11 protein-coding genes are annotated in these 12649 nt (G+C 42.2%); 1 reads left to right on the forward strand and 10 read right to left on the reverse strand.

What is annotated here, in order from left to right; translation table 11 throughout:
- From rodA to leuS, 7 genes are all read right to left on the reverse strand, one after another.
- A complete protein-coding gene (rodA, locus tag ACJZU6_RS05110; protein WP_408900733.1) occupies nucleotides 1-1122 on the reverse strand; it encodes a rod shape-determining protein RodA in 1122 nt (373 codons plus the stop codon).
- The gene (gene mrdA / locus ACJZU6_RS05115; protein WP_080158121.1) at nucleotides 1122-3077 is read right to left on the reverse strand and encodes a penicillin-binding protein 2; all 1956 of its coding nucleotides are present in this window, start codon (nucleotides 3075-3077) and stop codon (nucleotides 1122-1124) included. Before mrdA ends, rodA begins: the two co-directional genes overlap by 1 nt.
- A gap of 6 nt (nucleotides 3078-3083) precedes the next feature.
- Nucleotides 3084-3554 (reverse strand): 23S rRNA (pseudouridine(1915)-N(3))-methyltransferase RlmH, encoded by a 471-nt coding sequence (rlmH, locus tag ACJZU6_RS05120; protein ID WP_061000179.1) that lies wholly within the window; start codon nucleotides 3552-3554, stop codon nucleotides 3084-3086.
- A gap of 6 nt (nucleotides 3555-3560) precedes the next feature.
- Nucleotides 3561-3878, reverse strand: a complete 318-nt coding sequence (rsfS, locus tag ACJZU6_RS05125) for a ribosome silencing factor (protein WP_107277083.1) — start codon at nucleotides 3876-3878, stop codon at nucleotides 3561-3563.
- A 222-nt stretch (nucleotides 3879-4100) separates the two neighbouring features.
- Nucleotides 4101-5129 (reverse strand): DNA polymerase III subunit delta, encoded by a 1029-nt coding sequence (gene holA, locus ACJZU6_RS05130; RefSeq protein WP_408900734.1) that lies wholly within the window; start codon nucleotides 5127-5129, stop codon nucleotides 4101-4103.
- Nucleotides 5126-5779, reverse strand: a complete 654-nt coding sequence (gene lptE, locus ACJZU6_RS05135) for an LPS assembly lipoprotein LptE (RefSeq protein WP_408900735.1) — start codon at nucleotides 5777-5779, stop codon at nucleotides 5126-5128. Before lptE ends, holA begins: the two co-directional genes overlap by 4 nt.
- Nucleotides 5780-5920: 141 nt before the next feature.
- Complete coding sequence (leuS, locus tag ACJZU6_RS05140) at nucleotides 5921-8494, reverse strand: leucine--tRNA ligase (protein ID WP_327780210.1); 2574 nt, start codon at nucleotides 8492-8494, stop codon at nucleotides 5921-5923.
- Nucleotides 8495-8663: 169 nt separating this feature from the next.
- Here leuS and ACJZU6_RS05145 point away from each other — a divergent pair, with 169 nt between their 5' ends.
- Nucleotides 8664-9233 carry a zinc ribbon-containing protein gene (locus tag ACJZU6_RS05145; RefSeq protein WP_107277086.1) on the forward strand — a complete coding sequence of 190 codons (570 nt, stop codon included), beginning with the start codon at nucleotides 8664-8666 and terminating at the stop codon, nucleotides 9231-9233.
- Between the two features lie 84 nt (nucleotides 9234-9317).
- Here ACJZU6_RS05145 and ACJZU6_RS05150 read toward each other — a convergent pair whose 3' ends face one another.
- The 3 genes from ACJZU6_RS05150 to corC all read right to left on the reverse strand — a co-directional run bounded on the left by ACJZU6_RS05150 (nucleotide 9318) and on the right by corC (nucleotide 12623).
- On the reverse strand, nucleotides 9318-10070 hold the full coding sequence (locus ACJZU6_RS05150; RefSeq protein ID WP_080158115.1) for a lipid-binding SYLF domain-containing protein: 753 nt from the start codon (nucleotides 10068-10070) through the stop codon (nucleotides 9318-9320).
- A gap of 123 nt (nucleotides 10071-10193) precedes the next feature.
- On the reverse strand, nucleotides 10194-11747 hold the full coding sequence (gene lnt / locus ACJZU6_RS05155; RefSeq protein ID WP_408900920.1) for an apolipoprotein N-acyltransferase: 1554 nt from the start codon (nucleotides 11745-11747) through the stop codon (nucleotides 10194-10196).
- Between the two features lie 3 nt (nucleotides 11748-11750).
- A complete protein-coding gene (corC, locus tag ACJZU6_RS05160) occupies nucleotides 11751-12623 on the reverse strand; it encodes a CNNM family magnesium/cobalt transport protein CorC (protein WP_080158114.1) in 873 nt (290 codons plus the stop codon).
- Nucleotides 12624-12649: the final 26 nt, after the last annotated feature.

Consider the following 12649-nt stretch of genomic DNA (forward strand, 5'->3'; position numbering starts at 1 on the left):
TTAGGTCGCCTTAGACAACATTTTTCTATGAGTGTGGATAGACATCAGAATACCAAAACCAGCCATGAGAGTAACCATTGAGGTACCACCATAACTGACTAAGGGAAGAGGAACACCTACAACAGGTAATAGTCCACTTACCATTCCGATATTAACAAAAATATAAACAAAAAAACTAAGTACAATACTGCCTGCCATCATACGCCCAAACGCGGTCTGAGCACGGCTTGCAAGTAATAATCCTCGCCCCAATACAAACAGATACATTGCGAGTAAACCGATAACACCGGCTAATCCCCATTCTTCGGCGATCACCGCAAAAATGAAGTCAGTATTACGTTCAGGAACAAATTCTAATTGTGATTGAGTACCATGAAGCCAGCCTTTACCAGTGATTCCTCCTGAACCAATAGCTATTTTTGATTGGATTATATGGTATCCCGCTCCTAAAGGATCAGATTCGGGATTAAATAAGGTCATTACGCGAGTACGTTGGTAGTCATGCATTAGGAAGAACCATAACACAGGAATAAAGGCACCGAGTAATACCAATGCACCAATTATCACTCGCCAGCTAATTCCTGACAGAAACAGAACAAATATCCCTGATGCGGCAATCAAAATTGAAGTGCCAAGGTCAGGTTGTTTGGCAATTAAAATCGTTGGTGTGAAAATTAATACCAGTGCAACAAAAATATGGGTAAACGTGGGCGGGAGCGGACGGTTACCAATAAACCGTGCCACCATTAATGGCACTGCAAGTTTGATTAATTCTGATGGTTGAAATCGAATAAAGCCTAAGTTAAGCCAGCGTTGTGCGCCTTTAGATACTTCACCAAAAGAAAGTACGCTAATGAGCAGTATCAGTCCAAGACCAAATAAATAAGGGGCCCATGCTTCATAACGGCGTGGTGCAATTTGGGCAAGAACAAACATGACTCCAAGTGACAGCAGCATTCGCATTGCTTGGCGTTCCATCATCGGCATGCTTTGACCACTGGCACTGTACATGATCACCAATGAGAAACTCATGATGGCTAATAATCCCAATAGCAAGGGGATATCAATATGTAAGCGGTCACTTATACTTGGCTTTGACCCTGTTGTTGCCATGATGCTCATTAACGTACTTCCGCAGTAGCTTGTGTTGGTGCCGCTAATTGTAAAGGAACCGTGGCTGGTGGCTCTATCAGCATATGGTCAAATATTTGTCGAGCTATTGGACCACCATTACTTGAGCCACCGCCGGCATTTTCTAATACCATTGAGACCACCACTTGCGGTTTATCAAACGGTGCAAATGCAGTAAATAGGGCGTGGTCACGTAAATGCTCTTCTAACTCATCAGCGTTATATTTTTGGTTTTCAGCTAAACCAAACACCTGTGCAGATCCTGATTTACCCCCTGCTTGATAAGGGGTGTTGTAAAAGGCTTTACGCGCAGTACCTCGGTGACCATAAAGGACACGGTGCATACCTTCTCGCGCAATTTCCCATGTTTTAGGATCTACACCTGTGATAGGTGGAAAGTTTTCAAATTTAGCCGGTGCTTCGACTTTATCATCAATAATATTTTTCAGCAGGTGCGGACGATGTACTACACCGCTATTTACTAACACCGATGTGGCTTTGGCTATCTGTAATGGTGTTGCCGTCCAATAACCTTGACCTATGCCCACAGGAATAGTGTCACCTTGATACCATGGACGTTTGTGGCGTGTTTGTTTCCATTCACGGGTTGGCATATTGGCTCTACTTTCTTCGTGAATATCAATGCCTGTGTATTCGCCATAACCAAATTTATTCATCCAGGTTGAAAGACGATCAATACCCAGATCGTAAGCAACTTGATAGAAGTAAGTATCTACTGACTCTTCAATTGCTTTGTAAATATTGACACGCCCATGTCCCCAACGTAACCAGTCACGGAATTTACGGCTGGTTGAATTAGGGATTTGCCACCAACCGGGATCGTTACGGGTGGTATTGGGTGTGATCACCCCTTCGGTTAATGCGGCAACGGCAATCAGTGGCTTGACCGTTGATGCGGGTGGATAAATACCCAGCGTAACGCGGTTCACCAATGGACGATCTGGATTATTGAGCAAGGCGTTGTATTTTTTACTTGAGATACCGCGAACAAACAAATTTGGATCGTAACTAGGGCTTGATACCATGGCTAAAATTGCATCATCTTTAGGGTCTAATACAACAATTGAGCCACGTTTATGTTTAATGATCTCTTTGCCTGTAACAGGATCAACTTTATGCTCAATAAGTAAGTTCTGAACATATTGCTGAAGTTTAATATCAATGTTGATCTTGATATCTTTACCTGGAATAGGCGGAATATATTTAAGGGTACGAATAACACGACCGCGGCTGTTGACTTCAACTTCTTGATAGCCAGAGGTACCATGTAATAGTTCTTCGTAGTAACGCTCGATACCGAGTTTACCCATGTCGCGGGTTGCTTTGTAATTACTTAACTTACCTTCTTTATCCAGTTTTTTAAGGTCACGATCGTTAATTTTAGCAACATAACCTAAAACGTGGGTGAGGGTATCACCGTAAGGATAATAGCGTTTTAAGTGTGCTTTTACTTCTACACCAGGCAAGCGATGCTGATTAACAGAAAACAGTGCAACTTGCTTTTCATTGAGGTGATCAAGAATAGGCACAGACTTAAAGCGGCGAGTACGACGGCGCTCTTTTTGGAAGTTGGCAATATCTTCGTCAGTGATGCCCATGATCTGTTTAAGATCGGCAAAAGTCTGATCGAGTTCAGAGACTTTTTCTAGGGTGATCTCAAGACTATAAATGGGTCTGTTTTCCGCTAAGATCACGCCATTACGGTCGTAAATTAGGCCGCGATTAGGGGTGACAGGGACAATTTTAATGCGATTATCATTTGAGCGGGTTTGATAGTCCTGATGTTGCTCAACCTGAATATGGAACAGATTAAACAGCAGCAGGCCTACAAGTATTGCGATACCAATAAATGAGACAAGAGCTCGACGAAAAAATAATGCCGACTCAGCGCGATGATCGCGGATCTGGGTTCGCTTTTGTCTCATTTATGATTATTCCCTGTGGTACGGATGGTTAGCCGTGACACTCCATGCACGGTATAAGCTTTCTGCCATTACCACGCGCACCAATGGGTGTGGTAAAGTCAATGGTGATAATGACCAGCTTTGTTCTGCCGCTGCTTTACATGCAGGAGAAAGTCCTTCAGGTCCGCCGATCAAAATTGATACATCGCGTCCGTCTAGTTTCCATGCATCCAATTGTTGTGCCAATTGTCCTGTATCCCAGCGTTTACCGGGAATATCCAGAGTAACAATTCGGTTGCCCTTAGCAACTGCAGCTAACATGGCTTCGCCTTCTTTTTGTAGAATGCGAGGAATATCAGCGTTTTTGCCACGCTTTCCCGCTGAAATTTCAATCAATTCCAGAGGCATATCTTTTGGGAAGCGGCGGCTATATTCTTTATAGCCTTCCTCAACCCATTTTGGCATTTTAGTACCAACAGCAATCAGTTGAAGCTTCATGGTCAATTAGCTCCAAAGCTTCTCCAGTTGGTAAAGCTCACGAGCATCTTCTTGCATGATATGAAGCATAACATCGCCCATATCAACAATAACCCATTGACCTTCTTTTTCGCCACTGATGCCGAAAGGAGGAAAATCAACAAGCTTAGATTCTTTATTTACGTGATCAGCAACAGATGCCACGTGACGGTTAGATGTACCAGTACAAATAACCATAAAATCGGTGATGCTTGATTTACCGCGAACATCAATAGTTACGATATCTTGTGCTTTAATGTCGTCAATTTTATCAACAATGAAATCGTGTAGTTCTTGAACCTGCAAAGGGATTCCCTCACTTGAGTGTTAGTATAGTAGTGGCCGAATGACGCTATAACTAGCATCTATAATGTCAAATAGACATACTGACCATGAATTGTGCCGCAGTATACCATGCTCTTATCAGACAGCGATAAGCGGACAAGGTTCAGACGGTATTTTTTCGCATGTTTGTTGAGTGATTTGCTTCAAACTGGCAAAAAGTCGCAATTTTGACCTGTATTGATATTAATCTCGTGGTTGTAAGTGGGTTGGAATACCGCACATCTCTGCACATAAGCAACTCAAGGCCGACCATGGTTGGGTGTCATAGTCGGTTTTGACTTGAATTTCTACTAACGTTAGTTGATGAATAATCGTTACTAAGGTTGTTAGAGACAGTCGATGTAACGCCCCAATATACATTTCACGGCGGTTTTGCCACACTCTAAATTGTTCAAAGATGAGATTGAGTGGCGTACCTTTTTTACCCATTTCTTGCATTTTATACAGTTGAGTTAATTCTCGCTGTAATGTTCGCAATAAAATAGTCGCTTCAACACCTTCCGCTTGTAATTGACGCAATATGCGTTGGCTTCGTTTCGCTTGCCCGGCTAATAAAGCATCAATTAATTGAAATGGCGTGTAGTGATTATGGCGACTTAATGCTTCTTGTAATCGTACGATGGTGAGAATGCCATCGGGATACAATAGTACTAATTTATGCAAACTTTGCGATAGCGCCAGTAAATTACCCTCATGCCATTGCGCGAGCATTTGTACCGATTCGTGATCGGGCTTTAAACCTAATAACTGACAACGACCTTGAATAAAACGCGGCATTTGACGTGGGTCTGGTGTATTGCAAGGCACATACAGGCCGATATTATCCAGCGCTTTAAACCATTTGGTGCTTTCTTGTTTTTTATTGATTCTAGGACCGGTAAGGATCAATAAAATATCAGGATTTAGCGCCGTTATCACTTCGAGTAATGCTTTAGATTGATTGGTATTTAATCCAGTTTCAGCAATTTCAAGCTCGATAATTTGTTGTGCTGAAAATAAGCTCATGGCATTGCAGCAATCTAATACTGCATTCCAATCGAGACTATTATCGATAGTAAAACTATGTCGTTCAAGAAAGCCTTGTTGATGGGCGATATGCTTTATGTTATCGCCCGCTTCTTGTTTTAATAATAGTTCATTACCAAACAACAAATAAGCCTGACGCAGGCCTTTTGTTAGCTGCTGCGTCAGTTGTTCAGGGTAGACTCTCATCGGGCGTTATTATCTTGTTTTTTATGTATTATCGCAGGTGTTGTGGTGATAGTGGTTGTACTACCATCTTTAATCGATACTTTTTGATTATGCAATATTTGGTCTAATTCAGCGTTGAGTTTGTCTTCTTCCATTTTATTAAACACTGTGGTCAGACGCGCCAGTTTACGCATGATTTGTTGTGCTGCTTGTTCACGCATCACATTGACTAATTCATCACGTTCTACTGATTTTGCAAGTGCTGAAAGTGGGTTATCTAGGAAAGTACGGGTGACTTTAGTACTAAACTGTTCAATGCCTTGATTAGGAATTGTCACAGTGTAGTTAACCGTTAACGTTAAATCGTATTCTGCTTTACCGTTATTTTGATATAGCGATAACGTACTGTCGCCAGTTGATTCACTGGTGATATTAAGATTTGGTACGGTTGCTGCTGGTTTTACTTCTTCAATACCATGCAGTTTAAATTGGTATTTTACCATACGGGTTAATTGGCCGTAGGGGTCAAAACTGGTTAACGATAGCTTGGCAATGCCTTCTGGTAGCATGTAGTTACCACGAAGATGAAAGCCGCAAGAAGCTGTTGTAAGCGCGAGAAGAGTGATGATAAGTAGTCGAGTTAGGCTGTTGGCCGAGAAAAAACTTTTCACGAAAGTCAGCTCCTTGAAAGAAAAGAAGGTGCGCTGGGCGCAAAATTAAATATGACCATAATTATAAAGATCCCCGCAGAAGCGGGGATCTTTAAGGCACTTGTCTTTATTAGGCTTGCTAACAAAACAAAGTAACCTTGATTAGTTTGCTACGATGTTTAGCAGTTTACCTGGTACATAAATAACTTTACGTACTGTGTTGCCATCAGTGAAGCGAGTTACGCCATCATCAGCCATTGCTAACGCTTCTACCTGCTCTTTGGTTGCGTCTGCCGCTACCGTTAACTTAGCACGTAGTTTACCGTTAACTTGTACAATGATCAGTTTTTCATCTTCAACTAATGCTGCTGCATCAGCTTGTGGCCATACTGCATGGTCAATGTCTGTTTGACCCAGTGCTTGCCACATTTCAAAACAGATATGCGGTGTCATTGGGTAAAGCATAGTAACAATAGCTTTTAGTGCTTCATCAAGAATAGCACGATCTTGTGCTGATTCTTGTGGCGCTTTCGCTAACTTGTTCATTAATTCCATGATTGCAGCAATGGCGGTATTGAATGTCTGACGACGACCAATATCATCACTTACTTTAGCAATGGTTTTATGAATGTCACGGCGAAGTGCTTTTTGATCGCTGTTTAGTGCTGCTGTATCTACTGATTCAGCTTCACCTTTTTCAGCATGCTCACGCACAAGTTTCCATACACGTTTAAGGAAGCGGTTTGCACCTTCAACGCCAGATTCTTGCCATTCCAGCGTCATATCAGCCGGTGATGCGAACATCATAAATAGACGTACGGTATCTGCACCGTATTTGTCTACCATTTCTTGTGGGTCAATACCGTTGTTTTTAGACTTAGACATTTTGATCATGCCTGAGTGTTCAACATTATGGCCTTTAGAATCAACCGCTGTTGTGATACGGCCTTTGCCATCACGTTCAACTGTTACATCTGTTGGCGCAACCCACTCTTTACCACCTTTATCTGTGGTGTAGAAGAACGCATCTGCTAATACCATGCCTTGACATAGTAGTTGCTTAAACGGTTCGTCAGAGGTTACGTAACCTGCATCACGTAGCAATTTGTGGAAGAAACGTGAGTACAATAGGTGCATACAAGCGTGTTCAATACCACCAACATATTGATCAACAGGTAGCCAGTAATTCGCCTTCGCAGGATCTAAAATATCATCTGCTTGTGGTGAACAGTAACGTGCGTAGTACCAAGATGACTCCATAAAGGTGTCAAAGGTATCTGTTTCACGTAGTGCTGGTTCGCCGTTAAAGGTAGTTTTAGCCCACTCTAGATCCGCTTTGATAGGGCTTGTTACGCCATCCATTACCACGTCTTCTGGAAGAATAACCGGTAGTTGATCGGCAGCAACAGGATGTACTTGACCATCTTCAGTCGTTACCATTGGGATTGGTGCACCCCAGTAACGCTGACGTGAAACACCCCAGTCACGAAGACGGAAGTTAACCGTCTTCTTACCTTTACCTTCCGTTTCAAGTTTTGCTGCAATGGCATCAAACGCTTGTTGGAAGTTTAGGCCGTCAAATTCACCAGAATTAAACAACATACCTTTGTCAGTGAATGCAGCTTCAGAGATATCAAATTCGCTACCGTCTTCTGGCTTAATAACTGCCATGATGTCGATGTTGTATTTGGTTGCAAATTCAAAGTCACGTTGATCGTGAGCTGGAACCGCCATTACAGCACCTGTGCCGTAATCCATTAATACGAAGTTAGCAACGTAGACAGGTACTTCACGACCATCTAATGGGTGGATAGCAGTAAAGCCGGTATCCATGCCTTTCTTTTCCATTGTTGCCAGTTCAGCTTCAGCAACTTTGGTGTTACGGCACTCATCGATAAATGTTGCTAGGGCTGGGTTGTTCTCAGCCGCTTTTGCAGCCAGAGGGTGACCTGCAGCAATGCTAACAAATGTCACACCCATTAGGGTATCTGGACGGGTGGTGTAAACTTCTAAATCGTTTTGACCTTTAACGTTAAACGTTAATTCAACACCTTCAGAACGGCCGATCCAGTTACGCTGCATGGTTTTCACCATTTCAGGCCAACCATCAAGGGTATCAAGATCGTCAAGTAGCTCTTGTGCGTACTCAGTAATTTTAATGAACCACTGTGGAATCTCTTTTTGTTCAACAGGGGTATCACAACGCCAGCAACAACCGTCTTCTACTTGCTCATTCGCAAGTACAGTTTGGTCGTTAGGACACCAGTTCACAGAAGATGTCTTCTTGTAAACTAGGCCTTTGTTATACAGTTTAGTGAAGAACTCTTGTTCCCAACGGTAGTACTCAGGAGTACAGGTTGCGAATTCACGGCTCCAATCGTAACCAAAACCTAATAGTTTAAGTTGGTTCTTCATGTACTCGATGTTTTCGTATGTCCAAGGCGCAGGTGCAGTGTTATTTTTTACTGCTGCGTTCTCTGCTGGCAGGCCAAATGCATCCCAACCAATTGGCTGCATAACATTTTTGCCTTGTAAGCGCTGGTAGCGAGAGATAACATCACCGATAGTGTAGTTACGCACGTGACCCATGTGCAAGCGACCACTTGGGTACGGGAACATGGAGAGACAGTAGAATTTTTCTTTATTAGGGTCTTCACTAACAACAAAGGTCTTATTGTTATCCCAATGTTCTTGAACTTTTTGTTCAATGTCCTGTGGACGATATTGTTCTTGCATCGATGACATCCAGAATTTTGTGAGTTTAATACAAACACATTCATTGTAATCGACATAGGATAACCAAAGGTAAAGGTGTCAACAATAGCTGATAGCGATTCGGCGACCTTAATCTTACATTTGGCCGTAATTACGTAATTATTTCGCACATTGGCGGAGGATTAATCCCATGACTCAGCAACAAAAGCATTATGAAGCGGTATTAGAAAAAGTAACTGAAGCGCTTAAGCATAGTCCAGAAGAGCTAAAGAAGTTTTTTAGAATAACTGAGCTTTACGGTAAAGCTGCCAGTGATATGACCAAAGATGAGCTTGCATTGATCGAAGCGTACATCAAAAGTGATCTTAAAACGACCGAGCTTTATGGTAAAGCGGCCAGCGATATGACTAAAGATGAATTGTCATTAGTTGAAGCTTATGTCAAAAGCGATCTAAAAACTTTTACGGAAGAAGTGAAAAATAGCTCAGAGCCTTTCAGTGAAAGTCCATTTTATAAGTTAGTCAGTGAAAGTATTTGGAAAAATTTAGCAGAGATCACAGATAAAACACAATTAGAGTGGATTGAAGTGATGGATGATATTCAGCATAAAGGTGTTTATCAGGCGGGTGAGCTTGTTGGTTTGGGTAATCTTGTGTGTGAACAATGTGGCCATACAGAAATGATCACTCATGTAACGCGCATTGCACCATGTGTGAAGTGTGGCTGCAAGCATTTCACGCGTTTGCCTTTAAATCCATAACTAACTCGAAACGTTATTTTAAAATGAACTAAAACGCAGCCATATAGGGCTGCGTTTTTTATTGCTCAAGACCTAGCTATTTAATTAATAGTCTGGTTTTTCAATGATATCAACGACAACAGCAGAGTTTGCCGGTTTAATCGTATCGGCTGGCTTTTGCATCGGTTGTGATCGTTGTGGTTGAGGCACAGTAGGTGACTGCTTATATTCCTTGTTAAATGTTGGCAGAACATCATTGTAGCCTTTGATTTGGCGAGTTGCGGCTGTCATTGGCTCGTAAGTGAACTTTTGACCTGCTAATGATGCTTCAATCATCGCGCCACCTTTAGCGCGGGTGAAGATAGCAACACCATTAATGTAGCTTTGGGTCATGTAGTCACTACCGGCATTCATTCCTGCACCTGCGGTACCTATTTTAGCTGAGGCACCTTCTGTTAAGGCAACCGCTGACGCTTGAGCATCTAATTCTAATCCACCATCAATAAAACGATCGTAAGCGCGTTTATCTTGGAAGAATAAAATTTCACTAAAGGCTTGGCCACCAAATTGGAGTCCGATAGACACTTGATAAAGCTTAGCAAATCCCATTGCTTGATTGGCTTTAAATACTACGCCAGAACCATAAGCACCACCAATCCAAAAGCCCCCTTTACCTACCGATGGAAACACGGCATACCCATAAGCAGAATGGAAAAAAGGTTGTGTTTGTGGGGATTTGTAAAAAAGAGCTAATGCGTCTTTGGTGTCATTTTGTTGTTCTTGAGCAAGTGCTTGTGTTGAGATTATCAACATTAATAATGAACACAAAGTTGTAAAAATTTTATGTGTCGTTTTCATCTATCGTTCCTTATCTCGCCGCGGGTGGTTAATGTCTGCGGAATTGCGGTTGTTATTAGCCAATGAAAGTACAATAAACTAACCGTAAAAAAAAAGGTGAAGTTATTAGCTTCACCTTATAGTTTATTCTGTTTCCGTTGGAGGTAAGTCACGGAAATGTCCGCGTTTACGTCGAACAAGTAGCCAAGATAACGCTAACGCCCATAAACAGTAACCGTATAATGGCCAGCTGCCTAAAGTGGTATACGGTGTCATTCCAATGGTTGGGATCACTTTATCTTTTAAAACACCTGTTACAAATTGTGGTAATTCTTTGGTGATGTGACCATTATGGTCAACCACGGCAGTAATACCAGTATTTGTGCCACGTAATAACGGCTTACCAAACTCAAGCGCCCGCATTTGGGCTATTTCCATATGTTGGAAGGGCCCGATTGAGCGCCCAAACCAAGCATCATTAGAAAGCGTGAGCAGTAACTCGGTTTTTTTGGTGATGTTTTCACGAATTTGCTCACCAAACGCAATCTCATAACACAAAGCCGGTGCAATTGAATAACCATGCGCTTGAATATTTGGTTGAATATAAGCGCCACGACTAAATGATGACATCGGTAGGTTAAAGAACGGTGCTAATGGACGTAGAATGCTCGCAAACGGTACAAATTCACCAAAAGGTAACAGATGATGCTTAGTATAACGCGTGGCTGTATTGTAGTTATACGGCCCATCTGCATCGACACCCAGTGTCAATATATTATTGAAAAACTCACCATCGGCTTTTTGATCTAAAATACCTGTAATCACCGTGCTGTTATTGGCACGTGCTGCAGCATCAAGATTCTGCAAGAAGGTCGGAATATCTTCTTCAAGCGCTGGAATAGCAGCTTCTGGCCATATAATTAAATCTGAACCCCAATTATCACGGGTGAGATCCATGTATTTCATCAAGGTTGGCCAGCGATGACTAGGTAACCACTTTTCTTCTTGTGAAATATTACCTTGAATTAAAGCAACGCTGACACTGTGCTTAGGATCGGGTTTTACCCACTGCGGAATACCCGCTAATACGGCTAATATTACCACTAACACCGCAACCATGAATGGACGCCAGTTACGGTAGTAGAGGGTCGCAGTAATCGATCCCGAGATGAGCACTAATGCGAGGGTGATCCCTTCGACACCAAAAATGGGTGCGAAGTGTGCCAATGGCGTATTAAGCTGGCTGTATCCCATCCATAGCCAAGGAAAGCCAGTAAAGAGCCAACCACGGATCCAGTCAAGTACCAACCAAATAACAGGGCCAGATAGCAGTAATTGGTGCAAAGGACGTTGGCGGTTAAAGCGATTAAATAAATAGCCAAATAACGCTGGATATAACGCTAAATAGCTAATTAATAAAAACATTAAGAGCATGCTGGCAATTTTAGGCATACCACCAAAGGTATCAATGCTGACATGTACCCAGCTGATACCGGTACCAAACATGCCTAGACCATAAAAAAAGCCAATCAGTGCTGAACGTTTAGGAGATTGTTTCTGTAATAAAAGGAAAAACAGAATCAGTGTTAATGGGGCGATAAATGCGTAGTCATAAGGAGCAAAAGACAAGGTTGCAATCGCACCCGCAGGGACAGCTGCAAGCAACTGTCCCAATGAGATGAGTGTTTTTTTTGTCATCATTTACGGAGTAATGGTAGGTTGAAATGCTTCGTCCGGTACAGTTACTTGTAACTGGATAACACGGCGGTTATCAGACGAGGTCACTTTAAAAGAATAACCATTAACTTCAACAACTTCACCGCGTGATGGCAGGTGACCAAAACTCATCATAACTAAGCCGCCGACAGTATCGACTTCTTCGTCACAAAATGAGGTATGGAACAGTTCATTGAAATCTTCAATGGTTGTTAGGGCTTTGACCGCGTAAGTATGCTTACTTAATTGACGAACTTCTTGCTCTTCTTCGTCGTCGAATTCATCTTCGATTTCGCCAACAATTTGCTCAAGAATGTCTTCAATAGTGATAACACCAGATACACCACCAAACTCATCAACCACAATTGCCATGTGGTAACGCTCTTCGCGGAATTCTTTTAATAGTCGATCAACGCGCTTACTTTCTGGCACTACAACGGCAGGACGTAATACTTTGTCGATATCAAAAGGTTCACTATCAGGCAATAAATAACGCAGTAAGTCTTTGGCTAATAGAATGCCTTCAACATGGTCTTTATCATCACTGATAACAGGGTAGCGAGAGTGCTGAGCTTCAACAATTAAATCAATAAGATCTTCTAGCTTCTGAGAACGCTCGATAGTTGTCATTTGTGAACGTGGGATCATAATGTCACGTACACGCATTTCAGCAATTTCCATTACACCTTCAAGCATGTCTCGAGTGTCATGGTCTATCAAATCGTTTTCTTCCGAATCACGGAATACTTCAACTAATTCTTCACGGTTTTGTGGTTCGCCTTGGAAAAATTGGCCAATACGTTCAAAGAAGGATTTTCTACTCGGACCTTCAGTTGTTGGAGAGTTATCTTCGTTCATTATTTACTTTATCAACTAAGTGGACA

It is taken from the genome of Photobacterium piscicola (genome assembly GCF_046058925.1).
In the GTDB taxonomy this organism is placed as follows: domain Bacteria; phylum Pseudomonadota; class Gammaproteobacteria; order Enterobacterales; family Vibrionaceae; genus Photobacterium; species Photobacterium piscicola.

Excerpts from the sequence above, each read along its gene's own strand:
- ACJZU6_RS05145 (WP_107277086.1), top strand. The coding sequence starts at position 8,664 with ATGACTCAGCAACAAAAGCATTATGAAGCGGTATTAGAAAAAGTAACT.
- holA (WP_408900734.1), bottom strand. The coding sequence starts at position 5,129 with ATGAGAGTCTACCCTGAACAACTGACGCAGCAGCTAACAAAAGGCCTG.
- rlmH (WP_061000179.1), bottom strand. The coding sequence starts at position 3,554 with ATGAAGCTTCAACTGATTGCTGTTGGTACTAAAATGCCAAAATGGGTT.
- ACJZU6_RS05150 (WP_080158115.1), bottom strand. The coding sequence starts at position 10,070 with ATGAAAACGACACATAAAATTTTTACAACTTTGTGTTCATTATTAATG.
- lnt (WP_408900920.1), bottom strand. The coding sequence starts at position 11,747 with ATGACAAAAAAAACACTCATCTCATTGGGACAGTTGCTTGCAGCTGTC.
- leuS (WP_327780210.1), bottom strand. The coding sequence starts at position 8,494 with ATGCAAGAACAATATCGTCCACAGGACATTGAACAAAAAGTTCAAGAA.
- rodA (WP_408900733.1), bottom strand. The coding sequence starts at position 1,122 with ATGAGCATCATGGCAACAACAGGGTCAAAGCCAAGTATAAGTGACCGC.
- corC (WP_080158114.1), bottom strand. The coding sequence starts at position 12,623 with ATGAACGAAGATAACTCTCCAACAACTGAAGGTCCGAGTAGAAAATCC.
- mrdA (WP_080158121.1), bottom strand. The coding sequence starts at position 3,077 with ATGAGACAAAAGCGAACCCAGATCCGCGATCATCGCGCTGAGTCGGCA.